Raw genomic sequence first — 25,685 nt, forward strand, 5'->3', positions numbered from 1 at the left:
AATAGCTTGTGTAACTATTCCAGGAGTGATAATGCCCTGACGGGCAGGGATGAATACCGTTGGAAATGGTGAGAATAACTGTTCTCAATATCTTCGCTGTAATTACAGCCACTTAATTAAATATGTTCGGCAATGTTAAATGTTTATTTCTTTTACTTGATCAAATTTATATATATAGAAAATTTATATACATGAACAAAGATTCAATAGTTTAGCGCTGAAACTATGCATGAGAGTGCCTCAGGGCCTTTCTTCGGGCAAAAAAAACGCCACCGCAGGGGGTGGCGTTATGCGTTCAGCAAGGGACGATTAATCGTCGAGGAAGCTACGCAGCACTTCAGAGCGGCTTGGGTGGCGCAGTTTACGCAACGCCTTCGCTTCGATCTGACGGATACGTTCACGGGTAACATCAAACTGTTTACCCACTTCTTCCAGCGTGTGGTCGGTATTCATATCGATACCGAAACGCATACGTAGCACTTTTGCTTCACGGGCGGTCAGGCCAGCCAGAACGTCGTGCGTTGCAGCACGCAGGCTCTCGGTGGTGGCAGAATCCAGCGGCAGCTCGAGGGTGGTATCCTCGATGAAATCACCCAGATGCGAATCTTCATCGTCACCGATTGGTGTTTCCATGGAGATAGGCTCTTTAGCGATTTTCAGCACTTTGCGGATTTTGTCTTCCGGCATCAGCATGCGCTCAGCCAGCTCTTCCGGCGTCGGCTCGCGACCCATCTCTTGCAGCATCTGGCGAGAAATACGGTTGAGCTTGTTGATGGTCTCAATCATATGCACCGGAATACGGATGGTGCGCGCCTGGTCTGCGATAGAGCGAGTAATTGCCTGACGGATCCACCAGGTTGCGTAGGTGGAGAACTTGTAACCGCGACGGTATTCAAACTTATCTACCGCTTTCATCAGACCGATGTTGCCTTCCTGAATCAGATCCAGGAACTGCAAACCACGGTTGGTGTATTTTTTCGCGATAGAGATAACCAGACGCAAGTTTGCTTCAACCATCTCTTTCTTCGCACGGCGCGCTTTCGCTTCACCGATAGACATACGACGGTTGATATCTTTAACCTGCTCGATGGTCAGGCCGGTCTCTTCTTCAATCTGCTGCAGTTTCTGCAGGCCGCGCTGCACATCTTCCGCTACGTCGTGCAGTTTTTCAGACCATGGCTTGTTCATTGCCAGTGCCGCATTGAACCAGGTTTCGCTGGTTTCGTTGCCGGTGAAAAGCGTAATGAAGTTTTTCTTCGGCATTTTGCACTGTTCAACGCACAGCTTCATGATGATACGTTCCTGGGTACGAACGCGGTCCATCATGACACGCATGCTGTTTACCAGGTAATCAAACTGCTTTGGTACCAGGCGGAACTGTTTGAAGACTTCAGAAAGCTGCAGAATTTCGGCTGCGGCATCAGCATGGCTACGGCCTTTCGCTTTAATGGTGTCGCGGGCTTTTTCGTACTGCGTACGCAGTTCGCCAAATTTCTCACGCGCCAGCTCAGGGTCGATGCTGTTGTCGTCTTCCTCTTCTTCTTCGTCTTCATCTTCGTCTTCGTCATCATCCCTTTCTTCCTGGGAGAGTTCAGAACCGACGTGTGTTGCCGTCGGCGCTAAATCTTCTTCGGCGTTAGGATCGACAAAGCCAGTGATAAGGTCAGACAGACGGGCTTCTTCTGCTTCTACGCGATCGTACTGTTCCAGCAGGTAAGTGATGGCTTCCGGGTACTCGGCAACGGAACACTGAACCTGATTGATCCCGTCTTCGATACGTTTAGCGATGTCGATTTCGCCTTCACGGGTCAACAGTTCAACGGTACCCATTTCGCGCATGTACATGCGCACCGGATCGGTAGTACGACCGATTTCAGATTCAACACTGGAAAGCACCTGCGCAGCAGCTTCTTCTGCATCTTCATCAGTGTTGTTGGAGGTTTCGGCAAGCAGCAGATCATCGGCATCCGGTGCTTCTTCCATCACCTGAATGCCCATGTCGTTGATCATTTGGATGATGTCTTCGATCTGATCGGAGTCGACGATATCTTCCGGCAGATGGTCATTGACCTCGGCATAGGTCAGATAGCCTTGCTCCTTACCACGTTGGACAAGAAGTTTCAGCTGTGACTGCGGGTTTTGCTCCATAAGACGGTATCCACACTTAATTCAAGAGGGTTGGTGTCGGTCAGCGAAATGAAACCGCCAACTTGGTGTAACGAGGGCTTACTTATATTTTTGCCGCTGCCTCTCAGTGCGGCTGTCGGGCGCTTCCCGAACGATTATCGGCACTTAAGCCGTTGAATTTATTTCTTCGCCAGTTCCTGGTTGAGTTGCCAGAGTTCCCGGCGTTCTTCGTTGCTTAAACCGTGTGTGCGGTCGCGGGCTATCAACTCTTCCTGCCGCCGTTCAAGCATCGAGTCAAACATATGGTTGAGCGCATCGGTGAACGTTTTTTCTGCAATGTCCTTATCTGCTATATCGTCCCACGTGGCCAGTTTTTCAAGGGTCGCTGCTTCTTTTGTGCCACGATATTGCTCCAGGAGCTGCCCGGTGGTTAGACCAGGTTGTGACAAACAAGTGTTGACCAGTTCTGCAAATAAGCCAAGTCCGGGCATTTTTGAGTCATCCAGACCCGCCAATGACGGCACCAGTGGAGCCAGTTCCGGACTCTGCACCAACAGTCCTATCAGTATACGCATGGTTGTGCGTTTTAGCTGAGGACCGGGGCGTGGCGCGGCATTTTCCGCCTGTTTTGGCATTAAACGATCAAGCTGCGCATCATCAAAAATGCCAATTTTGTTTCCTAACAGCTGACGCAACTGAATGCGCAGTGTTTCACCGGGTACCTGGCCTATTAACGGTAATGCCAGTGCAGCGAGCTGCGTGGTGCCATCTGGTGTGCTTAAATCCGCTTGTGGCAGCAGGCTGTTAAACAAAAACGTGGAGAGCGGCAGAGCCTGCTCCATCCTCGCTTCAAACGCCGCCTTGCCCTCTTTACGCACCAGCGTATCTGGGTCTTCGCCATCCGGCAGGAACATAAAACGCAGCTGTCTGCCGTCATTCATGTACGGTAGCGCCGTTTCCAGCGCACGCCATGCAGCGTCACGCCCCGCGCGATCGCCGTCATAACAGCAGATGACGTTTTTGGTCGCCCGGAACAACAGCTGGATATGATCCGCTGTTGTCGAGGTGCCCAATGACGCCACCGCATAGTTGATGTCGTACTGCGCCAGTGCGACGACGTCCATATAACCTTCAACGACCAGCAGCCTCTGAGGTTCGTCACTGCTTTGCTGCGCTTCATAAAGGCCATATAGCTGACGGCCCTTATGGAAAATCTCTGTTTCCGGTGAGTTGAGGTATTTGGGGGTGTCATTACCCAATACACGGCCACCAAAACCTATCACCCGACCCCGTTTATCGCGGATGGGGAACATCACCCTTTCGCGGAAGCGATCGTAACTGCGTCCCTGATCGTTAGTGACTAGCATGCCCGCATCAATCAGAGATTGACGATTTTCTTGATTTCCACCAAAACGCTTTAACACGTTGTCCCAGCCGGGAGGGGCAAAACCAATCGCAAAACGGGCGATGACATCGCTGCTTAAACCGCGCTTTTCCAGATACTGGCGTGCCGGTTCAGCCGCAGAGAGCGTCAGAGATTGCTGATAAAACGCATTCAGGCCATCCATCAACTGATAAAGACTTTGCCGCTGATGGCGCTCTATCTGACTTGGCCCGCTGCCTGCCTCATAAGGCACTTCCAGATTGTGCATGGCCGCCAGTTCTTCAACTGTCTCCACAAACTCGAGCTTGTCGTAGTTCATGAGAAAATCAATAGCGTTGCCGTGCACACCACAGCCGAAGCAGTGATAAAACTGTTTTTCACCGTTTACGGTGAAGGAAGGGCTTTTTTCGTTATGAAAAGGGCAGCACGCGTGCCAGTTTTTGCCCTGTTTTTTCAGCTTCACACGCGCATCGATCAGATCGATGATGTCCGTGCGCGCCAACAGGTCATTGATGAATACGCGTGGGATTCGTCCAGCCATAGGCCCCTTTTATACACTTCATCCTTCACGCTGCCTCGGTGTTGGCTACGCTCGCTCACCCCTGTCACTTACTTATGTAAGCTCCGGAGCTCACTCCCTTGCCGCCGTGATGCATCACGAATGATTTTGTGTATATGCCAATTCATAAACGAAAATAAGCCGCGCATTCCTTTCGGAAGCACGGCCTTTCAACTACAACTCGGTCTGTTCTGAGAGCTTAAGCCCTCAAGAAATTAGTACAGACGAGTACGGCGTGCGTTTTCGCGAGCCAGTTTCTTCGCGTGACGTTTCACTGCGGATGCTTTGGCGCGTTTACGTTCGGTAGTCGGTTTTTCATAGAACTCACGACGACGAACTTCCGCCAGAACACCTGCTTTCTCGCAGGAACGTTTGAAGCGACGCAGTGCTACGTCGAACGGCTCGTTTTCACGTACTTTAATTACCGGCATGTAACTCTCACCTTAATAAATTCGGTTTGCCGCTGGCATCAACGCCAGCTTATTTCAAAATGGTGCGGAATTTTACTTCAACAGTTGCTGCTTTGTAAAGCACCACTACCGTTTTTGAAAGGGACTTTTGTAAGGGAGGGGAGTATACACGAACTCCTTTCAAGGGGAGAGTAAAGTTTTACAACAAGGCCCATTGGACCTACACTGCGCGGCATTGAAGCGAGGTAAAAATAGCCATGCGTGTATTGGGCATTGAAACATCCTGCGATGAAACTGGCATCGCGATTTATGACGACGAAAATGGGCTGATCGCCAACCAACTGTATAGTCAGGTAAAACTGCATGCTGACTACGGCGGTGTGGTGCCGGAACTGGCTTCCCGCGATCATGTTCGCAAAACCGTGCCACTGATTCAGGCGGCGCTTAAAGAAGCAGGCCTGACGGCAAAAGAGATTGATGCGGTCGCCTATACCGCAGGTCCTGGCCTGGTCGGTGCGTTGCTGGTAGGGGCGACGGTCGGTCGTTCACTGGCCTTCGCCTGGAACGTACCCGCCATTCCGGTGCATCATATGGAAGGCCATCTGCTGGCACCGATGCTGGAAAAGAATCCGCCTGATTTCCCCTTTGTCGCGCTACTGGTTTCAGGTGGCCATACCCAACTGATTAGCGTGACCGGCATTGGTCAGTATGAACTGCTTGGTGAATCTATTGATGATGCGGCCGGTGAAGCCTTCGATAAAACGGCAAAACTGTTAGGGCTGGATTACCCCGGCGGCCCGATGCTTTCCAAACTGGCTTCGCAGGGTGAAGAGGGCCACTATGTTTTCCCGCGTCCGATGACCGATCGCCCGGGGCTGGATTTCAGCTTCTCCGGTCTGAAAACCTTTGCCGCCAACACCATTCGTAACAACGGCAATGACGACCAGACCCGTGCCAATATCGCCCGCGCGTTTGAAGATGCGGTGGTGGATACGTTGATGATTAAGTGCAAGCGTGCGCTGGATCAGACCGGTTTTTCCCGCCTGGTGATGGCCGGTGGCGTCAGTGCTAACCGTACATTGCGCGCGAAGCTTGCTGACATGATGAAAAAACGTCGCGGCGAAGTGTTCTATGCTCGCCCTGAGTTTTGTACCGATAACGGCGCGATGATTGCCTATGCTGGCATGGTGCGTCTGAAAGTGGGTGAACCTGCGGGATTGGGTGTGACGGTGCGTCCACGCTGGCCGCTGTCTGAACTGCCAGCTGCCTGACTGATTGCCCGGTGGCATTTGCTTACCGGGCCTTCGTTCTTCGCCTTACTGCTTATCTGCCTCTTTTTTCTTCTTCAGCTTGTGCCAGATTTTGGTTTCCTGACGTCGCCAGAGCCGCTGAATATTATCGTGGTGGCGGATGAGTATCAGGCAGGAGAGCATCGCCACCGGAAAGGTAAACTGCGGCTTAAACCACCAGACGTAGAACGGAGCGATCAGCGCACTGACAATCGCACCCAGCGATGAATAGCCACTCAACAGCACCGACAGTAGCCAGGTGCCCGCCATCACGCCGGTTAAATCCCAGCCGATAGGGGCAATGGCTCCAAATGCGGTCGCCACGCCTTTACCGCCACGAAAATGAAAGAAAACGGGCCAGATATGACCAAGACACGCCGCAATGGCGATAAGCCCCAGCCAGAAGGGGGTGATGCCCAGAGCATAAGCGCCCCAGACGGGTAACATGCCTTTAAGCACGTCGAAAATCAGTACCGTTACGGCTGCTCCCTTGCCGCCAATTCTTAAAACGTTGGTCGCGCCGGGATTACCGGAGCCACTTTCGCGAGGGTCGGGCAGACCGGCGATGCGGCAGACCAGAATGGCGCTGGATATTGAGCCACAAAGGTACGCAAGGAGAATCATTCCAGGCGCGATTGCACTCATAACGCTGTTCCATTGTGAAAATGTCGTTTTATTATCTGCATCAGTGGATAATACGCACAATTTGTGGAAAGTGGTATCCAGGTTAGCCAAAAAGCAGGCGGGGCGTGATGGACATTGTATTTATAGAGCAACTTTCGGTAATCACCACTATTGGTGTGTATGACTGGGAACAAACTATCGAACAAAAGCTGGTGTTCGATATCGAAATGGCGTGGGACAACCGACAGGCAGCGAAAAGCGATGATGTCAGCGATTGTCTGAGCTATGCCGACATCGCCGAAACGGTCGTGGAACATGTGGAAGGTGCGCGGTTCGCATTAGTGGAAAGGGTGGCAGAAGAGGTCGCAGACTTACTGCTGACCCGCTTTAACTCACCGTGGGTACGAATCAAACTGAGCAAACCAGGCGCGGTTGCGCGTGCGGCAAATGTCGGCGTTATCATTGAGCGTGGCAATAATCCGAAAAAAATTATTTAAATTCATAATCGTTAAACCAAACGTTAGTCTTCTGGTCATACGTGATGACCGATTTTCGGCTTCCCGGTGGGGTAGCCGTTTTTTATGTTTAGGGGATTTTGATGAGCGATATGCACTCGCTGCTGGTGGCAGCAATTTTGGGTGTTGTCGAGGGATTGACGGAGTTTTTGCCGGTCTCCAGTACGGGCCACATGATCATTGTGGGGCACCTGCTGGGATTTGAAGGAGAAACGGCAAAGACCTTTGAGGTAGTGATTCAGTTAGGTTCAATTTTGGCCGTGGTCGTGATGTTCTGGCGGCGTCTTTTTGGATTGATTGGCATTCATTTCGGCCATCCTCCCCATGAAGGAACAGGTAAAGGACGCCTTTCGCTTATCCACATCCTGTTAGGGATGATTCCGGCAGTGGTGTTGGGTCTGCTCCTCCACGACGCGATTAAATCGCTCTTTAATCCCATTAATGTGATGTATGCGCTGGTCGTCGGTGGTGTTCTGCTGATTGCCGCAGAAGTGCTGAAGCCGAAAGAGCCACGTGCGCCGGGTCTGGATGATATGACCTACCGCCAGGCCTTTATGATTGGCTGCTTCCAGTGTCTGGCGCTCTGGCCCGGTTTCTCGCGTTCGGGGGCAACCATCTCCGGCGGGATGCTGGTGGGCGTAAGCCGTTATGCCGCGTCGGAGTTCTCGTTCCTGCTGGCGGTACCGATGATGATGGGGGCGACGGCGCTGGATCTCTATAAGAGTATTGCGTTCCTCACCGTGGGTGATATCCCGATGTTTGCCGTCGGTTTTGCCACGGCGTTCATCGTTGCGCTGGTGGCGATCAAAACCTTCCTGCAACTGATCAAACGTATTTCGTTCATTCCTTTTGCGATCTACCGCTTTATCGTCGCTGCAGCTGTTTACATGGTCTTCATGTAAGGCCCATGCCCTCAGTCTTTAGGCTGAGGGCAACGCTGTTCCTTCCAGGCGGCGACCGCGGCAATGCGGCGACGCGTGAGCTCTTCCCGCACTTCTATTCCTTTGAAACCTGCCTCTATGACCGCTTTGGTTGGCACATTGCGCGCGATTTCCCAGGCCTCACGTAACAGACGCCCCTGCGGGTAGTCACAGGCTTCAAAACCCGCACGGCCGCGCACATCGGCTTCGCTGGTCAGCGCAATTTGCTCTACGCGCTCCGGCTTGCGCCAGGCATCGATGGAATCAAACAGTTTGACGATGGTTTTGGGCTGCAGGACAGGGAAGGTATGAATGAGATCGTGGAATTCAGCCACCAGCTTCGCCAGATCGCGAATATCGTTCGGGACGCGAAAACGCTGGCAAACCCCCTCTACCAGACGGACCCCGGCAGGCCCATGCCCGTGATGACGAGGCCAAAGTTCAGGCGGCGTGAGCCCTTTACCCAGATCGTGGCACAGCGTGGCAAACCGCACGTCAACGTCCGGGCTGAGCATGGCGGCCATGGAGACGGTCATCAACGTATGCACCCCGGTGTCAATTTCCGGGTGCCATTTTGCCGGTGCCGGAATGCCAAACAGCACATCCACCTCCGGGAAGAGCACCTTCAGCGCGCCGCAGTCGCGCAGGACCTGGAAAAAGACCTGAGGATTGTGGCTTCTGAGGGCATTCTCCATTTCTTTCCAGACGCGTTCTGGGGTCAGATGCGCCAGTTCGCCTGCGGCGGTCATGTCACGCATCAGGGTCAGGGTTTCATCCGCAATGCGGAAACTCAAATGGGCGTAACGGGCTGCAAAACGAGCCACACGCAGTACGCGCAGGGGGTCCTCAGCAAAAGCAGGAGAGACATGACGCAGCAGCCGGTTGTGCAGGTCACTCTGCCCGCCGTAGGGGTCGATAATCTGGCCATCGCTGTCCTGTGCGAGAGCATTGACGGTCAGATCACGACGCAGCAAATCTTGCTCAAGCGTGACGTCCGCTGCCGCATAGCAGGTAAAACCGGTATAGCCGAAGCCAGATTTTCGCTCAGTGCGGGCGAGGGCATACTCTTCACGGCTTTGGGGATGGAGGAACACGGGAAAGTCGCGGCCTACCTGCTGGTAGCCCGCGTCGAGCATTTCTGCGGGGGTTGCGCCAACAACCACCCAATCTTTGTCTTTGACCGGCAGCCCTAATAACGCATCGCGTACTGCCCCGCCGACCAGATAACTCTTCACGCCGTCTCGCTCCTCACCCCGTCTGACCGTTAACTGAACCTGTCACGCAATGGCGACAGGTTCTCATTTAGCCGACAGATAATACGTAAGAGAATAGAAGATGGCTAATTAGCTTAGTTCATCCAGCGATCTTTACGCTTGCGAGTGGGGATCATGTGCGGCAGCACCAGACCGAGGAACAGACCTACCCCCAGCACGCCACCGCCATACATAAACCACTGCATGATGATGGTGCGTTGTTTATCATCCAGTTGCAGGTTAGCGGCGCTGACTTTCTTCTGCGCCACAATCAGCTCGTTCTTGAGCTTCTGATTTTCCGCTTTCAGCTCGTCAATGGCGCTATCGCTACCGGCCACCTTCTGCTGCATTTCGGCCGTGCGCTGGTTCCAGGTGTTGTCGATATTGTTGAGCTTTTCGGTCAGCGTTTTGACCTGATTTTCGAGATCGGGAACGCGAGTACGCAGGCTCGGCTGGGTATTTAACTCTTTGAGGGGGATCCAGGCCGTGCGGCCCGTATTATCACGAATTTGAGCGTAATTGCTGGCTTCATTGGTCTGCAGCAACTCCACTTCTTCGCCCGCGTTCAGGGTTCCCAGCAGGCGGTAATTATCACCCGGACCGCTACGGACCCAGGTATTCAGTTCATCAGAAACGTAACGTTTTTCTTCGGCGTGAGCCAGGGTGGAAACGCTAAGCGCAAATAAGGTTAATCCAATCAGGCGTAATTTAAGCATCAGGCAGTCGTTATTATCTTTAAACGTGAACGGTAATAATGCCAACAGTCTGACGACAGCTGGCAGGCGGCATCAATCGGAATCTTCCAGGTCGAACAGAACGCATAAATGAACATTTGACCCTGTAAGAAAGCGCATTGCATGGCAATCTGACACAAAATACTATGTACTGACAAACATCTGGCGCGTTAGTTCGCCAAAATTTCCACTGATGTGACATAACCATAAGTGCAAAGCCATGGCTCAGGAAATCGAATTAAAGTTTTACGTTCACCCCGACAGCGTTGACACGCTTCGCAGTCATCTCCACACCCTTACCACCGAACATGTGGCGGCAACGCAGCTACTGAATATCTATTACGAAACGCCGGACAACTGGCTGCGTCGTCATGATATGGGGCTGCGTATTCGCGGCTATGACGGTAAATACGAAATGACGATGAAAATCGCCGGCCGGGTGGTCGGTGGGTTACATCAGCGTCCGGAATATAACATTGCTCTGGATAAACCCGAACTGGAACTCTCACAGTTTCCCCAGGAAGTCTGGCCGGAAGGGCATTTACCTGAGGATCTTAGCGGGCGCGTTCAGCCGCTGTTCAGTACTGACTTCTACCGGGAGAAGTGGCTGGTCACGGTCGGTGAAAGCCGTATCGAAATCGGTCTCGATTTGGGTGAGGTGAAAGCCGGTGAGCATGCCGAGCCGATTTGTGAGATGGAGCTTGAGCTGCTGAGCGGCGATCCGGCTGATATCCTCAAGCTGGCGCGTCAACTGGTCACGCAGTCAGGGTTACGTCAGGGCAGCCTGAGCAAAGCCGCACGAGGCTACCACTTGGCGCAGGGAAATCCAGTCCGCCAGCGTCGTGCTCTGGGCATTGTGAACGTCCCTGCTAAAGCGTCGACGGAGGTCGGTTTTGCGACGGCGCTGGAGACGGCGCTCGGCCACTGGCAATACCATGAAGAACTGTGGGTGCGTGGCGACAACCGGGCAAAAGAAGAGGTGCAATCCGCCATCAGCCTGATTCGCCATACGCTGATGCTGTTTGGCGGCATTGTGCCACGCAAAGCCAGCGCGCGGCTGCGTGACTTGCTGACGCAGACGGAAGCCACGCTAACCTCTGATGTCTCAGCGGTGACCGCCGCCTGGAGCGCAGAAGCCTCCAGCGCAAAACTGCTGTTGACCGAATGGCTGGTCGACCAGGGGTGGCGACTGTTCCTGGATGAAAAAGCGCAGGCGAAGTTTGCTGACTCCTTTAAACGCTTTGCCGACACCCACCTGTCGCGCAGTGCTTCCGAACTGAAAAAAACCTTTGCTCACCCGCTCGGGGACAGCTATCGCGATCAACTGCCGCGCCTCGCGAGAGATATCGACTGCGTGCTGTTACTGGCAGGCTATTACGATTCTGCCCTGGCCAATGCCTGGATTGAGAACTGGCAGGGGCTACAGCATGCCATCACGACTCGCCAGCACATTGAGATCGAACATTTTCGCAATGAAGCAATCTGTCAGCCGCCGTTCTGGCTGCACAGCGGAAAACGCTAACCCGGTGAAGGACACCCCATGATGCCGCAATCCTCCCAGTTACAGCAGCACTGGCAAACCGTACAGTCGCGCCTTCCTGAGTCATTACGCGAGCAACCGCTTAGCGAGCAGGCGAAGTCAGTACTCACATTTAGTGATTTTGTTCAGGATAGCCTGATTGCGTATCCTGAATGGCTGGCTGAGCTGGAAAGCGCGCCACCGCGGGCCGATGAATGGCAGAACTATGCCGATGCGTTACGTCAGGCTCTGGAGGCGGTGACGGATGAGGCAGCCTTAATGCGTGCCCTGCGCCTGTTCCGCCGCCGTACCATGGTGCGTATTGCCTGGGCACAATCGCTGTCGCTGGTGGCTGAGCAGGACACCCTGCAACAGCTCAGTGTACTGGCGGAAACGCTGATCGTGGCGGCCCGGGACTGGCTGTATGAGGCCTGTTGCAAAGAGTGGGGAACGCCGAGTAATGCGCAGGGTGAACCGCAGCCGTTGCTGATCCTCGGGATGGGAAAACTGGGAGGCGGAGAGCTTAACTTCTCCTCGGATATCGATCTGATTTTTGCCTGGCCGGAAAACGGCAGCACGCGCGGCGGGCGGCGTGAGCTCGATAATGCGCAGTTCTTCACCCGCCTGGGTCAGCGTCTGATTAAAGTGCTCGACCAGCCGACCCAGGACGGATTTGTCTACCGTGTAGACATGCGTTTACGCCCGTTTGGCGAAAGTGGCCCGTTGGTGCTCAGCTTCGCTGCACTGGAAGATTATTACCAGGAGCAGGGGCGCGACTGGGAGCGCTATGCCATGGTGAAAGCGCGCATTATGGGCGACAAAGAGGATGGCTATGCCAGCGAGCTGCGCGCCATGCTGCGGCCGTTTGTCTTCCGTCGCTATATCGATTTCAGCGTGATTCAGTCGCTGCGAAACATGAAAGGGATGATCGCTCGCGAGGTGCGTCGTCGTGGACTGGTAGACAACATTAAGCTCGGCGCAGGCGGCATTCGCGAAATCGAGTTCATCGTTCAGGTCTTCCAGCTCATTCGTGGCGGACGCGAGCCCTCGCTACAGTCGCGCTCGCTGTTACCGACGCTTGAAGCCATTGAGCACCTCGGGCTTCTCCCCGGTAATGATGCCCCCACGCTGCGTGAAGCCTATCTGTTCCTGCGCCGTCTGGAAAACCTGCTGCAAAGCATTAACGACGAGCAGACTCAGACTCTGCCGGGCGACGCTCTTAACCGCGCCCGCCTGGCCTGGGGCATGGGGATGGTGGACTGGGAGACGTTAACCGCAACCCTGGCCCAGCAGATGGCGGGAGTACGGCAGATTTTTAACGCACTAATTGGGGAAGATGACATTACCGAAGCGCAGGATGATGCGCTGCCTGAACACTGGCGCGAGTTGTGGCAGGATGCGCTGCAGGAAGATGACACCACCCCCGCGCTGGCGCACTTGTCGGATGACGATCGCCACCGCGTGCTGGCGCTGATTGCTGACTTCCGTAAAGAGCTTGATAAACGCACCATCGGCCCCCGTGGGCGTCAGGTGCTTGACCACCTGATGCCACATTTGTTGAGCGATGTCTGCTGCCGTGAGGACGCGCCGGTTCCGCTGTCGCGCATCACGCCGCTGCTTATCGGAATTGTGACCCGCACCACCTATCTGGAGCTGCTGAGTGAATTTCCCGGTGCGCGTAAGCACCTGATATCGCTGTGTGCCGCCTCGCCAATGGTGGCCGGGAAACTTGCGCGTTACCCGCTGCTGCTGGACGAACTGCTGGATCCCAATACGCTCTATCAACCGACGGCAATGGACGCATATCGTGACGAGTTGCGCCAGTATTTGTTGCGCGTACCGGATGATGACGAAGAGCAGCAACTGGAAGCGCTGCGTCAGTTTAAGCAGGCACAAATGCTGCGTGTGGCCGCGGCAGATATCGCCGGTACGCTTCCGGTAATGAAAGTGAGCGATCACTTAACCTGGCTTGCCGAGGCGATGATTGATGCCGTGGTGCAGCAGGCGTGGAGCCTGATGGTGTCTCGTTACGGGCAACCTAAACACCTGCATGACCGCCAGGGACGCGGTTTTGCGGTGGTGGGTTACGGCAAACTCGGGGGCTGGGAGCTGGGCTACAGTTCCGATCTTGATTTGATTTTCCTGCATGACTGTCCGGTCGATGTGATGACCGACGGCGAGCGTGAAATCGATGGCCGCCAGTTTTATCTCCGGCTGGCCCAACGTGTCATGCATCTCTTCAGCACCCGCACGTCGTCCGGGATTTTGTACGAAGTAGATGCGCGTCTGCGCCCGTCAGGCGCGGCAGGGATGCTGGTCACGTCAACGGAATCCTTCGCGGATTATCAGCAGAATGAAGCCTGGACATGGGAACATCAGGCCCTGGTACGTGCCCGCGTGGTGTATGGCGATCCGCAGTTGACCACTCAGTTTGATGCCATCCGCCGCGACATCATGATGAAGGCGCGTGACGGCAGTAAGTTGCAAACCGACGTGCGCGAAATGCGTGAAAAAATGCGCGCCCATCTGGGCAATAAACACCGCGACCGTTTTGACATCAAAGCGGACGAAGGGGGGATCACCGATATTGAATTTATCACCCAGTATCTGGTGCTGCGCTATGCCCACGACAAGCCGAAGCTGACGCGCTGGTCCGATAATGTGCGCATCCTCGAACTGCTGGCGCAAAATGACATTATGGATGAGCAGGAAGCACGCGCGCTGACGCTGGCTTACACCACGCTGCGCGATGAGCTACACCATCTGGCGTTGCAGGAACTGCCGGGCCATGTGGCGGCCTCCTGTTTTGTTGCGGAGCGGGCCATGGTTCGCGCCAGCTGGAACAAGTGGCTGGTGGTCCCGTGCGCAGAAGCCTAAGTGTGATATTATCGCGCGCAAATTTTGTATCTCTCAGGAGACAGGAATGAAAGTAACGCTGCCCGAGTTTAATCAAGCAGGTGTACTGGTCGTTGGCGATGTCATGTTGGATCGCTACTGGTACGGCCCCACCAGCCGCATCTCCCCGGAAGCGCCGGTGCCGGTTGTGAAAGTCGATACGATCGAAGAGCGCCCGGGTGGCGCGGCGAACGTGGCGATGAACATTGCCTCACTGGGGGCAACCGCACGTCTGGTTGGCTTAACGGGTATTGATGACGCCGCCCGTGCGCTGAGTAAAGCCCTGGCCGACGTTAACGTTAAATGCGACTTCGTTTCTGTTCCGACTCACCCAACCATCACCAAGCTGCGCGTACTGTCACGCAACCAGCAGTTGATTCGTCTCGACTTCGAAGAGGGTTTTGACGGTGTGGATCCGCAGCCAATGCATGACAGAATCAGCCAGGCGCTTGGCAGTATTGGCGCGCTGGTCCTCTCTGATTATGCGAAAGGTGCGCTGGTCAGCATTCAGCAGATGATCCAACTGGCGCGGAAGGCGAACGTGCCGGTATTGATCGACCCGAAAGGCACGGACTTTGAACGCTATCGTGGCGCAACCTTGCTGACGCCTAATCTCTCTGAGTTTGAAGCGGTCGCCGGGAAATGCAAAAGCGAAGCCGAGATTGTTGAACGTGGTATGGCGGTGATTGCTGATTTCGAACTGTCCGCACTGCTGGTCACCCGTTCCGAGCAGGGTATGACGCTGTTACAGCCAGGCAAAGCGCCGCTGCATATGCCGACCCAGGCGCAGGAAGTGTATGATGTGACCGGTGCCGGTGACACGGTGATTGGCGTGCTGGCGGCAACGCTGGCCGCCGGTAACTCGCTGGAAGAGGCGTGCTTCTTCGCTAATGCGGCGGCGGGTGTGGTGGTCGGCAAACTGGGGACCTCCACGGTCTCACCTATCGAACTGGAAAATGCGGTGCGTGGCCGTTCCGAAACCGGTTTTGGCGTGATGTCTGAAGAAGAGCTGCGTGACGCCGTGGCGGCAGCACGTAAGCGTGGTGAAAAAGTGGTGATGACCAACGGGGTGTTCGACATCCTGCATGCAGGTCACGTCTCCTATCTGGCCAACGCCCGTAAGCTTGGCGATCGCCTGATTGTGGCCGTCAACAGCGATGCCTCCACCAAACGTCTGAAAGGCGAGACCCGTCCGGTGAACCCGCTGGAGCAGCGCATGATTGTGCTGGGTGCACTGGAAGCGGTCGATTGGGTCGTCTCTTTCGAAGAGGATACGCCGCAGCGTCTGATTGCCGGTGTGTTACCGGATCTGTTGGTGAAAGGCGGCGACTACAAACCGGAAGAGATTGCCGGCAGCAAAGAGGTGTGGGCCAATGGCGGTGATGTGCTGGTGCTGAACTTCGAAGATGGCTGCTCAACCACCAATATCATCAAAAAAATCCAGAAAGACAGCGATAAATAATCGTTGTTTCGAGTGCCGGATGGCGGTGTAAACACCTTATCCGGCCTTCGTAAAATGTCACAGCTGTAGGCCTGATAAGGCGCGTTAGCGCCGTCATCAGGCATGTTTACCGGTTACTCTGCAACAGGAACGATACGCTCTTGTTTTGCTTCATTTTCTGACTGAACAACCGCTTCGGGGAGCTCACTACTTTCGACCTGTTTCAATGGCTCAGCCATGGCGGCAAGCGACCCGCCAGAAATCCCAATTTCTTTCAGTAACGAATCAATCAGCGGTGCCTGGGTGCGGTAGGAGAGCGCAGCCGACAATGCCTGCTCTGCAAGATTTCCCCCGTTAACGGTGCCGGAGGCTGCGTTACCTGCCACACCACCACGATTCAATCCATCAACCTGAACGATTTTAATACCATCAATCGCTTTCATTGGCTCAACGGATTTCTCGATTACCGCTGGCAACGCCTGCAATAGCGCCAGTTTGAACTTGAGGCTGGTCTGTTCGTCGGAAAGCACGTTGATAGCGTCATTCAGCGCACGCTGCGCTTCTGCTTCCGCCAGCCCTTTTTTACGCGTCGCTTCTGCCAGCTCAACAATGGCCGCTGCCTGTAACTCGGCGGCTTCTTTTTCGGCTTTGGCGCGAACCGTCAGCTCAACGGCTTTGGTTTCAGCGTCCTGGGCGGCGGCAATCAGCGCAACCTGCTTGGCACGGTCCGCTTCTGCCGTCTGGCGTGTGGTTTCTACATTCTGCTGAGCACGCACGGCTTCGGCCAGTGCGTCGTTAGCGCGGGCTTCCGCCTGGGACTGCTGTTCAGACTTGGCTGCAATGGCTATCGATTTGGTCTGGTTGGCAATTTCCGTCACCTGCTGCTGTTCGATCTCTTTGATGCGGACTTCACGCTCGGCTTCGACTTTTCTTGAGCGTACTGCCTGTTCACGTTCAATTTCTGTTTCCTGAATCTGGCGTTCGGCCAGGATACGGGTCTGTTCGGCTTCCCGACGGCGCTCAGCTTCAAAGGCCGCGATTTTGGCATTCTGCTCGGCAGTGCGGGTTTTCACCTGCTGCTCCTGCTCAAGCGTCATAAAGGATTCTTGCTGCTCAATCTCAAGCTTACGCGCCAGCGCATCGCGGTTTTTCTCGCGTACCGCCACTTCCACGTCCTGCTCGACTTCGTTACGCTCACGACGACGGCGCTCGGTTTCCTGAGTCAGCTTGGTCAGACCCTCAGCATCAAAGGCGTTATTGGGGTTGAAGTGCACTTTTTCCGTCTGGTTAAAGTTGGTCAACGAAACGCTTTCCAGCTCCAGACCGTTTTTAGAGAGGTCTTCCGCGACGGTATTTTGTACCCCCTGCACGAAGTTCTCACGGGTATCCTGCAACTCATGCATGGTCATCTGTGAGGCCGTGGCGCGCAGGGCGTCAACGAACTTATCTTCAATCAAGACACGAAGATCCTCTGGTGACAGGGTGCGCTGACCCAGGGTTTGGGCGGCGGTGGCAATCCCTTCAACCGACGGTTTTACGCGGACGAAGAAGGCGACCACCACGTCAACGCGCATACGGTCTTTGGTGATCAGGCTGTCGACGGTGGAACGGCTAACCTCAAGTTTGAGGGTGTTCATGTTGATGGGGATAATTTCGTGGAAGATGGGCATGACAATCGCACCGCCACTCATCACCACTTTCTGACCGCCCAGACCGGTACGGACAAATGCCTGTTCGGCGGAAGCACGGCGATAAAGTCGCGCGAAAATAATTCCGACAACCAACATGACAAAAACAATTATGACAGCAGAGGTCATCCATGAAGGTAAACTATTCAACATATTTTCCATAATGCGTCCTTTTGATAATTACAATACATCTGGCCAGGGATTAATTTCGGCCAAATAACGACTTGCCGATAGCCGACAAATAATGAGGACTCTGTCGCCCCTTTTAAATTCTTTACCCTGCTCAGGCTCCAACAGTAAATAATGCACCTGGCCAAATTTGTCTTTAAATTTTCCTTCACATGGCCGTTGCGCAGTCGCGAGCTGACCGGTAATGATGGCCATCTCACCAATAAAATCATCTTCATTGATGGCCGTGGTTTCATCACCAGGTAGCCAGCGACCCAGCGCCTTCCCGAGATAGTGAGTACAAACAACGGAAAACAGCAGACAAACAGGGGCCAAAAGCAGATTGGGAAGTGAAGACGCGAGCAGCGAGACACTCAAATGTTGGAGCAAAATGCCAGACAGGCCGAAGCACCCGGCAATAAGACAGAGGACCACCAGCGCGGGTACGCGACCAAAATTAAGATAATGGAAAAATTGATTCAGATGACCAGAAGCGGCAGCGTCATAATCACCCAAATGTGAATCCAGAAATCCAGAAATAACGTTTCCCAGTAACAGCGATATAATTTCTACCGCGCCTATAAGAGCAACAAATGCAATTGCAAAAAGGTAAGGGGAGTAGTAATCAGGAAAAATATCCATATATTCTCCTAGGTTAATTCATACGCAAGATAAAAAGAATTCCTCTTTTGTTACGCGGGTGATAATAACACAACCGGCAGGGTACCAGGAATTTATCGCATTACCAAAAATCGTAGGCATCCTCACGCCAAAAGGCGATTAGCGTGAGGACGTTCAGGCAGGAAAAACGGGATCAGGCGTTAGCGTCAGGGGCATCAACCGGCGGAATGGCCGGCGCCGGTTTCACTTCAGCCGGTACGTTACGGTTTTCCAGTTCATTCAGACGCTGTTCCAGCAGCGCGAGCTTTTCACGGGTACGCAGCAGCACCTGCGTTTGCACGTCAAACTCTTCCCGACTCACCAGGTCGAGACGCGTCAGCTGGGACTGCAGGGTCTGACGGATTTTCTTTTCCACATCTTCCCCGAACTCACGAATGCCTTTTGGCATTGATTCGTGAACCTGACGCGCAATCTGTTCAATTTTCTTCGGGTCAATCATTTTGTGTTCCCTGTTCGGATAGATTCTGACAATGATTGTAGTGTGATATGCGGGAGTGATAAACCAGATTTGTATGAAGGTTATGCGTTGCCGAAGGAAATCATTAGCGTTATAGTTATCGCGCTTATTCTCAGGGCGGGGCGAAATTCCCCACCGGCGGTAAATCAGCGATGTCCAATAGATTTCGCGTTGCGGCAAGGCGGCAACTGAGCGAATTCCAGGAACATAGTCAACTATGTAACCGGGATGAGTGAAGGAAGCCAACGCAGCAGCGGCGTGAAAGATGAAGGACAGGTTGAAAGCCCGCGAGCGCTTCAGAGGCAACTTTGAAGGACAGCAGATCCGGTGAAATTCCGGGGCCGACGGTTAGAGTCCGGATGGGAGAGAGTAACGATTCAGTTGGGCCTGGAGGCCTGCTCGCGTTATTTTTTTATACTCCTAAGACTGCCCTGATTCTGGTAACCATAACTTTATTGAGGTCTTTTACCATGAATCAGACGCTGCTTTCTTCTTTTGGCACGCCATTCGAACGTATTGAAAATGCTTTAACCGCACTGCGCGAAGGTCGCGGTGTGATGGTTCTCGACGATGAAGATCGCGAGAATGAAGGCGACATGATTTTTGCCGCTGAAACCATGACCGTAGAACAAATGGCGCTGACGATTCGCCACGGTAGCGGCATCGTGTGCCTATGCCTGACCGAAGATCGTCGTAAGCAACTCGATCTGCCGATGATGGTGGAGAATAACACCAGCGCGTATGGCACCGGCTTTACCGTGACCATCGAAGCGGCTGAGGGTGTCACCACCGGCGTTTCCGCCGCTGACCGCCTCACCACCGTGCGTGCGGCGATTGCTGATGACGCAAAACCTTCCGATCTGAACCGTCCTGGTCACGTTTTCCCGTTGCGCGCGCAGCCGGGTGGCGTATTAACCCGTGGCGGCCACACTGAAGCGACAATTGATCTTGTGACGCTGGCGGGTTTCAAACCGGCAGGTGTGCTGTGTGAACTGACCAACGATGATGGATCAATGGGCCGCGCGCCTGAGTGCATCGAGTTTGCCCGTCAGCACAATATGGCCGTGGTCACTATCGAAGACCTGGTCGCCTATCGCCAGGAGCATGAGCGTAAAGCCAGCTAAGCGATAGTCTGCTCGATAAATCCGAAGCCGGGAAACTGACTTCGGATTTTTTTATGCCCGCGTTGTATACCCGCCCTGAAAGCCCTGCATTTCCCATCTTTTCAACCTTTGTTGATCTCGCTAATGGATAGCTCCCCCGACTACTTATAAAGTGGTAACCACTGGAGCGTATTTTACGCAATGCATCGCGTCATTTTAGGAGGAGGGGGAGATGGTGATTTACTGGTGCGGTTTTCTTGTGGTCGTATTGGTGATGTTTGCCCACATCCTCTGCCTGAAGCGCAACTGCCGGGCGTACCGCCAGGACCGGGATGCCCTTCAGGAAGGGTATCAGCGGTCACTGGAGGTTATTCGTCGTCTGCAAGACGGTGATAAAAGTGAAGCCAAAACGGAATAAGACGCTGCCCGTTTCTGACGAGCAACGCCTGTCTTCATCCGCCAAAGCCAAAAGATTGCAGCGCCACCAGGCTCAGGCCCATTACTGACATGCCGCATAAGACGCCGTAGCTCGGATTATTATTCGGGTCGATTTCTTTCGCGAGAGGCATCAATTCGTCGACGGAGAGCGCGACCATGATCCCGGCGACGGCAGCCATAATGGCGGCCATCACGACCGGAGAGACCAGGCTTCCCAGAATCAGCCACGCAAGAACGCCCCCCAGAATCTCCGCCAGTCCTGAAATCCCCGCCCAGAAGACAGCTTTGCGTTTTGAGCCGGTTGCCGCGTAGACCGGGCCTGCCACCGCAAGTCCTTCAGGAATATTGTGCAATGCAACCGCCAGCGCAATACCCAACCCCATTTCGAGATCGTTACTGGCCGTGACGAAGGTAGCAATGCCTTCCGGGAAGTTATGCAGGCTGATACCGAGCGTCAGGAGAATGGCGGTGCGCTGGATGTTGCGGGGTGCCTGCCGCGATTCTCCGCTCTCCTGCATTAAATCCTGTGGGTGTGCGTGGGGTAAGAGGCGGTCCAGGGCGAAGTAGCCCAGCAAGCCGACCACGAACATGCCATAGCCTAATAAGGGCGACATACCCGGCGTGGCGAGAGACGCTGGAAGCATCTCCATGAGTGAAATGAGCAGCATGATTCCGGCGGCAAAGCCTAACGAAAACGCCAGTACGCGGTTTGACGGCTTCTGACCCATGACACCCAGAAGGGCGCCAATAAAGGTCGCGGCGCCGGCTAATAACGTCAGAATCAGCGGTGCTGACATGTATCACTCCTTATGATAATAATTCTCATTAATGCTAATTATTAATGGATCGTAAAGCGAGGCCGCTTAAACACTTTTACGTAATGCTTACATTCAAAAATTCTGAATATCTACATCATGCTTATCTGAGTTCATCCCCTGATAAAAAAGCGTAATGTGTTCTCATTAAATTGACACATTCAGTAAGGATATCATCATGTCCGCACCTCGTATGCCAGCACTGTTTTTAGGCCATGGCAGCCCGATGAACGTTCTGGAAGATAACAAGTATACTCGCGCCTGGGCTCATCTGGGCGATACGCTGCCTCGCCCAAAAGCGATTGTCGTGGTATCTGCCCACTGGTTTACCCGTGGGACCGGGGTTACGGCAATGGAGGCACCGAAAACCATCCATGATTTCGGTGGATTCCCGCAGGCGCTGTACGACACGCACTATCCGGCACCGGGTTCACCTGCGCTTGCCCAACGTCTGGTTGAACTGCTGGCCCCTGTCCCGGTTGGACTGGATAAAGAAGCGTGGGGCTTTGACCATGGTTCCTGGGGCGTGCTGATAAAGATGTATCCGAATGCGGATATCCCCATGGTGCAACTGAGCATCGACAGCACCAAACCGGCGGCCTGGCATCTGGAAACGGGGCGTAAGCTGGCAACGTTGCGCGATGAGGGCATCATGCTGGTAGCGAGTGGTAACGTCGTGCATAACCTGCGTACGGCCCGCTGGCATGGTGACAGCTCGCCGTATCCATGGGCGACCGCTTTTAATACGTTCGTGAAAGCAAACCTGACGTGGAAAGGGCCGAGTGAACAGCACCCGTTGGCGAATTACATGGATCATGAGGGAGGTTCGCTATCTAACCCGACAGCGGATCACTTCCTGCCGCTGTTGTACGTGCTGGGCACATGGGATGGCGAAGAGGCGATTACCCTTCCTGTGGATGGAATCGAAATGGGCAGTCTGAGCATGTTGTCGGTACAGATAGGCTAACCCAACATAAAACCCGATGGCTTTCGCTCATCGGGTTTTAGTTAGCATGACGGGTAAGCGCAACCGGCCACCCGACAGTATGGATTATTCAACAAAGATATGCGGGTAGAACCGGGACAGATCCTGGGTGATCAACGCGCGATCTTCACGAATACCAATGCCGGCAGGCTGATCGTTAATCAGCCAACTGCCAATCAGCACGTAGCTGTCGCCATACTTAGGCAACGGATAGAATTCCTGAACAATCATTCCTTCTTCGCCGTATGGGCCTTCCACTTCTTCTACCGTTTTACCGTTTTCGATAATGGAGACGTTGGCCCCTTCGCGGGAGAAGATTGGTTTGACCACATACTTTTCCATTTCCGGGTGTGCATCTTCTGCAAACCATGCCGGAAGCAGGTTAGGGTGATCCGGGAACATCTCCCACAGCATGGGCAGCAGCGCTTTGTTAGAGATAATGCTCTTCCAGGCAGGTTCCAGCCAGCGGACACCGGCATCTTCCAGTTTGGTCGAGAAGACCTCGCGCAGCATATATTCCCACGGGTAGAGCTTGAACAGGTTGCTGATGACCTGATCCTGCAAATCTGAAAATTGGCCTTTTTCGCCAAGCCCGATATCTTCGATGTAGAGGAATTCGGTGGCGATTTCAGCCTCGGCTGCGCAATCCTGCAGATACTGCACGGTACCGCGATCTTCGACCGTGTCGCGACAGCAGGCAAAATGCAGCAGATTAAAACCGTACTGCTCGCGCAACTGGCCAAAACGCTCAATGAGCTTTTCCTGCAAGCTGTTGAACTGGTCGCTACCTTCCGGCAACTGACCGGCATTGGCCTGGTCTTCCAGCCAAATCCACTGGAAGAACGCCGCTTCATACAGTGAGGTCGGCGTGTCGGCGTTGTTTTCCAGAAGCTTAGGCTCGCCCTTACCGTCCCAGGCCAGATCGAGGCGGGAATAGAGCGAAGGCTGCTGGGTTTTCCAGGACTGACGCACGAACTCCCAGGTGTGTTTAGGAATGCGGAACTTCGCCAGCAACGCATCGCTGCCGATCACTTTTTCCACAACCTTCAGGCACATCTGATGCAATTCCGCCGTCACGTCCTCAAGCTTCTCGACCTGCGCAAGCGTGAGCTTATAGTAGGCATCTTCACACCAGTACGGCTCACCGTACATCGTGTGAAAATTGAAACCAAATTCCGTGGCTTTCTCGCGCCAGTTGGGGCGCTCGGTAATGCTGATTCTTTCCATGCCGATCAACCGCCCATTGAGCGCGTAGAGGTACCACTGGCGCTGCTACGCTGCATGGTGTTCTGTTTAGCAACGGATTCACCAAACCCACCACGGGTAACGGTTGACGTCGTGGCCGGTTTGGGCGCCATAGCGGTTTTAGATACGGTTGCGGAACGGCCAGGTTGAGCCGCGCCGTAGCTTTTACCACCGGCATCGGTGTACTGACCGTAGGCCGGGCTCGCCGGGTTACGGGAGCTGAACAACGGCTGCTGTGCAAAGCCCGCACCGCCGCCCATCATACGACCCATCATGTAACCTGCCATCAGCGGCATCCACATGCTGCCGCCGGACTGCTGGGCCTGCGCCTGGTTTTCCGGTGCAACACCGGCCTGCGCCGGAGCCTGCTGGCACTGGCCTTCACCAAATTCAGCCACGCAATCTTCACGGCTGGCGTATTTTGGCGCGGTGCGCTCAGCTTCTTTCAGCGCATTGTTATAGGTCGCAGTACATTCGGCGCTTTTGCCCGGGTTAGCGGAGGAGCAGTCGTCGGCGTTTTGATACATGGATACTGTTTCATCGTTCTGCTCGCAGCCTGCCAGCATAAAGACGGCGGTCACAGCCAGCGCAACCGGCGTCAAATGACGGGCGCTCCAGCTTTTGCGAAACATTGCATGATTAATGCTTTTTGTCCGTTTCATATTGTCTTCCGAGACCCAAAGGTATGTATAAAAGGTCAGGATAGAGGATGAGTGGCTGAAAATGAAGCAGGATGCGGGCTGGAAGGGGGGATCTTTACGTTGCCTTACGTAAAAACGGGGGCTGTGTGCCCCCGTTTTAAAACATCAATGACTTAGCGAGTAGTACGCGCTGCGGCGGGTTGTGCCGTTAACGATTGATCGCCGTTCGCCATATTGTTCACACGGGCTTCCTGATCCGGGTTTTCCGGTGCCACGCTTTCAGGGGTGGTAGAGGTCACTTTCCCCAGAGAATTGTTCAACGCCACCAGATCCTGCTCGTTCAATGTACCCAGCGCGGATTTAATATTGAGCTGGTTAATCAGGTAGTTATAACGAGCACTGGACAACTGCTGTTTGGCATTAAACAGCGTTGTGGTCGCGTCCAGAACATCGACGATGGTACGGGTACCGACCGAGTATCCGGCTTCCATTGCGTCCAGAGAGCTTTGTGCAGAGACAACCGCTTGTTTATAAGCGTTAATGCTACTGATGGATGCGTTCACGTTGTTAAACGAGGAGCGCACGGTCTGCACTACGCTGCGGTGTGCGCTTTCAAGCTGTTCGCTGGCACCAACAAAGTTGTACTGAGCTTGTTTAACCTGGGAGTTCACCATCCCGCCCTGATACAGCGGCAGGGAGAAGCTCAGGCCAACAGAGTTCTGACCGATATTACGATCCTGATAAGCCTGCGAGCTCGCGCCGCTGGTGGCAGAACCGCTGTATTTGGTGTTAGAGACGCTGGTTGAAGCTGTCAGATCCAACGTAGGCAGATGGCCGTCCTGCGCCTGACGAATTTGTTCACGTGCCAGGTCCTGAGAAAGACGAGCCTGCAGCAGCGACAGGTTACGGGATTCCGCTTCTTTCAGCAGGGCATTCACTGCTTTTGGTTTGTCAGTTTTGAAATTATCTACGTTCAGTGAAGCCAGTTCCGGGTAATAGTTACCGGTGACCTGACGCAATGATTCGACAGCGTTATCCAGGTTGTTACGTGCGGTCACTTCATTCGCCAGTACGGTATCGTACTGTGAACGGGCGTTCTGCACGTCAGTAATCGCCACCAGACCCACGTTAAAACGCTGCGTAGTTTGATCCAACTGACGATAAATGGCTTGTTTCTGTGCTTCGGTGTACGACAAGGAATCAATAGCGCTCAGAACGTTAAAATAGGCCGTCGCGGTATTGAGAATTAACGTCTGTTGATCGGTCTGCCAGGTCACATCCTGGATGCCCGCGCTTTTTTCCTGTAACGTCAGGGCGCGCCATTTAGACATATCAAAGATAGTTTGCGTAAGCTGCAAAGAAGCACTGGTCGCATTGGAGTTCACGCCGTTATTGTCGCGATAACCGTTGCCGTAAGTGTAATCTGCACCCAAACCCAACTGCGGCAGTAACGGGCTGCGTGCTTCGTTAATTTTCTCGAAAGCAGCATCGCGATCGGCAGCAGATTTACGCAGATCCGGGTTGCTTGTACGCGCCTGCTGATAAACCTGCAACAGGTTCTCTGCCTGGCTCATAGCGCTGAAACCCGTCAGGCTCAGGCCGATAAGGATGGGGAGCAATTTCTTCATTTGCATTCCTTGTTGTGAAGCATGAATAGCGCTGATCTTAATTCAGAAATAATCGCCGATTCTAACAGAGTCTGCCATCGCTTAAGATTGGCGTTACGTGCCATCCGGCGGAAATTTGCTCCAATCTATCACATAGCGCTTGAAACGACAGTCAAACAGGCTTGAA

General features: G+C 53.9%; 22 protein-coding genes. 9 read left to right on the top strand and 13 right to left on the bottom strand.

What is annotated here, in order from left to right; genetic code table 11:
• Positions 1 to 309 precede the first annotated feature (309 nt).
• The 3 genes from rpoD to rpsU form a co-directional block, all read right to left on the bottom strand.
• Positions 310 to 2,148 carry an RNA polymerase sigma factor RpoD gene (rpoD, locus tag ACUY4Q_RS03530; protein WP_458045710.1) on the bottom strand — a complete coding sequence of 613 codons (1,839 nt, stop codon included), beginning with the start codon at positions 2,146 to 2,148 and terminating at the stop codon, positions 310 to 312.
• Positions 2,149 to 2,306: 158 nt separating this feature from the next.
• Complete coding sequence (gene dnaG, locus ACUY4Q_RS03535) at positions 2,307 to 4,052, bottom strand: DNA primase (RefSeq protein WP_458045711.1); 1,746 nt, start codon at positions 4,050 to 4,052, stop codon at positions 2,307 to 2,309.
• A 233-nt stretch (positions 4,053 to 4,285) separates the two neighbouring features.
• The gene (gene rpsU / locus ACUY4Q_RS03540; RefSeq protein ID WP_001144069.1) at positions 4,286 to 4,501 is read right to left on the bottom strand and encodes a 30S ribosomal protein S21; all 216 of its coding nucleotides are present in this window, start codon (positions 4,499 to 4,501) and stop codon (positions 4,286 to 4,288) included.
• A 236-nt stretch (positions 4,502 to 4,737) separates the two neighbouring features.
• Between rpsU and tsaD the strand changes: the two genes are divergently transcribed.
• On the top strand, positions 4,738 to 5,751 hold the full coding sequence (gene tsaD / locus ACUY4Q_RS03545) for a tRNA (adenosine(37)-N6)-threonylcarbamoyltransferase complex transferase subunit TsaD (RefSeq protein ID WP_458045712.1): 1,014 nt from the start codon (positions 4,738 to 4,740) through the stop codon (positions 5,749 to 5,751).
• 45 nt (positions 5,752 to 5,796) lie between these two features.
• On the opposite strand, the gene plsY is transcribed toward tsaD, so the two are convergent.
• Entirely contained in the window at positions 5,797 to 6,414 is a 618-nt protein-coding gene (gene plsY / locus ACUY4Q_RS03550) for a glycerol-3-phosphate 1-O-acyltransferase PlsY (RefSeq protein ID WP_458045713.1), read from the bottom strand.
• A gap of 107 nt (positions 6,415 to 6,521) precedes the next feature.
• On the opposite strand from plsY, the gene folB reads away from it, so the two are divergent.
• Both folB and bacA read left to right on the top strand, forming a co-directional pair.
• Complete coding sequence (gene folB / locus ACUY4Q_RS03555) at positions 6,522 to 6,890, top strand: bifunctional dihydroneopterin aldolase/7,8-dihydroneopterin epimerase (RefSeq protein ID WP_458045714.1); 369 nt, start codon at positions 6,522 to 6,524, stop codon at positions 6,888 to 6,890.
• A 101-nt stretch (positions 6,891 to 6,991) separates the two neighbouring features.
• Complete coding sequence (bacA, locus tag ACUY4Q_RS03560; RefSeq protein WP_458045715.1) at positions 6,992 to 7,810, top strand: undecaprenyl-diphosphate phosphatase; 819 nt, start codon at positions 6,992 to 6,994, stop codon at positions 7,808 to 7,810.
• Between the two features lie 11 nt (positions 7,811 to 7,821).
• Here bacA and ACUY4Q_RS03565 read toward each other — a convergent pair whose 3' ends face one another.
• Together ACUY4Q_RS03565 and ACUY4Q_RS03570 are read right to left on the bottom strand one after the other, a co-directional pair.
• Positions 7,822 to 9,063: a multifunctional CCA addition/repair protein gene (locus ACUY4Q_RS03565; RefSeq protein ID WP_458045716.1), complete on the bottom strand. Its 1,242-nt coding sequence runs from the start codon at positions 9,061 to 9,063 to the stop codon at positions 7,822 to 7,824.
• A 113-nt stretch (positions 9,064 to 9,176) separates the two neighbouring features.
• Positions 9,177 to 9,797 (bottom strand): TIGR04211 family SH3 domain-containing protein, encoded by a 621-nt coding sequence (locus ACUY4Q_RS03570; RefSeq protein WP_458045717.1) that lies wholly within the window; start codon positions 9,795 to 9,797, stop codon positions 9,177 to 9,179.
• A 238-nt stretch (positions 9,798 to 10,035) separates the two neighbouring features.
• Here ACUY4Q_RS03570 and ACUY4Q_RS03575 point away from each other — a divergent pair, with 238 nt between their 5' ends.
• The 3 genes from ACUY4Q_RS03575 to hldE are packed head-to-tail and all read left to right on the top strand — an operon-like array spanning position 10,036 to position 15,691.
• A complete protein-coding gene (locus tag ACUY4Q_RS03575) occupies positions 10,036 to 11,337 on the top strand; it encodes a CYTH domain-containing protein (protein WP_458045718.1) in 1,302 nt (433 codons plus the stop codon).
• Positions 11,338 to 11,355: 18 nt separating this feature from the next.
• A complete protein-coding gene (glnE, locus tag ACUY4Q_RS03580) occupies positions 11,356 to 14,211 on the top strand; it encodes a bifunctional [glutamate--ammonia ligase]-adenylyl-L-tyrosine phosphorylase/[glutamate--ammonia-ligase] adenylyltransferase (RefSeq protein WP_458045719.1) in 2,856 nt (951 codons plus the stop codon).
• A 46-nt stretch (positions 14,212 to 14,257) separates the two neighbouring features.
• Positions 14,258 to 15,691, top strand: a complete 1,434-nt coding sequence (gene hldE, locus ACUY4Q_RS03585; protein WP_458045720.1) for a bifunctional D-glycero-beta-D-manno-heptose-7-phosphate kinase/D-glycero-beta-D-manno-heptose 1-phosphate adenylyltransferase HldE — start codon at positions 14,258 to 14,260, stop codon at positions 15,689 to 15,691.
• Between the two features lie 113 nt (positions 15,692 to 15,804).
• Here hldE and ACUY4Q_RS03590 read toward each other — a convergent pair whose 3' ends face one another.
• The 3 genes from ACUY4Q_RS03590 to ubiK form a co-directional block, all read right to left on the bottom strand.
• The gene (locus tag ACUY4Q_RS03590) at positions 15,805 to 17,520 is read right to left on the bottom strand and encodes a flotillin family protein (RefSeq protein ID WP_458045721.1); all 1,716 of its coding nucleotides are present in this window, start codon (positions 17,518 to 17,520) and stop codon (positions 15,805 to 15,807) included.
• Positions 17,521 to 17,538: 18 nt separating this feature from the next.
• Positions 17,539 to 18,168, bottom strand: a complete 630-nt coding sequence (locus ACUY4Q_RS03595) for an OB-fold-containig protein (protein WP_458045722.1) — start codon at positions 18,166 to 18,168, stop codon at positions 17,539 to 17,541.
• Between the two features lie 172 nt (positions 18,169 to 18,340).
• Positions 18,341 to 18,646, bottom strand: coding sequence for a ubiquinone biosynthesis accessory factor UbiK (gene ubiK, locus ACUY4Q_RS03600; RefSeq protein ID WP_458045723.1), 306 nt, complete (start codon positions 18,644 to 18,646; stop codon positions 18,341 to 18,343).
• Between the two features lie 488 nt (positions 18,647 to 19,134).
• Between ubiK and ribB the strand changes: the two genes are divergently transcribed.
• Both ribB and ACUY4Q_RS03610 read left to right on the top strand, forming a co-directional pair.
• Positions 19,135 to 19,788, top strand: coding sequence for a 3,4-dihydroxy-2-butanone-4-phosphate synthase (gene ribB, locus ACUY4Q_RS03605; protein ID WP_458045724.1), 654 nt, complete (start codon positions 19,135 to 19,137; stop codon positions 19,786 to 19,788).
• A 211-nt stretch (positions 19,789 to 19,999) separates the two neighbouring features.
• The gene (locus ACUY4Q_RS03610) at positions 20,000 to 20,185 is read left to right on the top strand and encodes a hypothetical protein (protein WP_458045725.1); all 186 of its coding nucleotides are present in this window, start codon (positions 20,000 to 20,002) and stop codon (positions 20,183 to 20,185) included.
• 34 nt (positions 20,186 to 20,219) lie between these two features.
• Here ACUY4Q_RS03610 and zupT read toward each other — a convergent pair whose 3' ends face one another.
• Entirely contained in the window at positions 20,220 to 21,002 is a 783-nt protein-coding gene (zupT, locus tag ACUY4Q_RS03615) for a zinc transporter ZupT (RefSeq protein WP_458045726.1), read from the bottom strand.
• A gap of 196 nt (positions 21,003 to 21,198) precedes the next feature.
• Between zupT and ygiD the strand changes: the two genes are divergently transcribed.
• Positions 21,199 to 21,987, top strand: coding sequence for a 4,5-DOPA-extradiol-dioxygenase (ygiD, locus tag ACUY4Q_RS03620; RefSeq protein WP_458045727.1), 789 nt, complete (start codon positions 21,199 to 21,201; stop codon positions 21,985 to 21,987).
• A gap of 84 nt (positions 21,988 to 22,071) precedes the next feature.
• Here ygiD and ACUY4Q_RS03625 read toward each other — a convergent pair whose 3' ends face one another.
• The 3 genes from ACUY4Q_RS03625 to tolC form a co-directional block, all read right to left on the bottom strand.
• Positions 22,072 to 23,232: a glutathionylspermidine synthase family protein gene (locus ACUY4Q_RS03625; protein ID WP_458045728.1), complete on the bottom strand. Its 1,161-nt coding sequence runs from the start codon at positions 23,230 to 23,232 to the stop codon at positions 22,072 to 22,074.
• Between the two features lie 5 nt (positions 23,233 to 23,237).
• The gene (locus ACUY4Q_RS03630) at positions 23,238 to 23,912 is read right to left on the bottom strand and encodes a DUF1190 family protein (RefSeq protein WP_458045729.1); all 675 of its coding nucleotides are present in this window, start codon (positions 23,910 to 23,912) and stop codon (positions 23,238 to 23,240) included.
• 152 nt (positions 23,913 to 24,064) lie between these two features.
• The gene (gene tolC, locus ACUY4Q_RS03635) at positions 24,065 to 25,519 is read right to left on the bottom strand and encodes an outer membrane channel protein TolC (RefSeq protein ID WP_458045730.1); all 1,455 of its coding nucleotides are present in this window, start codon (positions 25,517 to 25,519) and stop codon (positions 24,065 to 24,067) included.
• Positions 25,520 to 25,685: the final 166 nt, after the last annotated feature.

The organism is Phytobacter cepae (assembly GCF_054165735.1).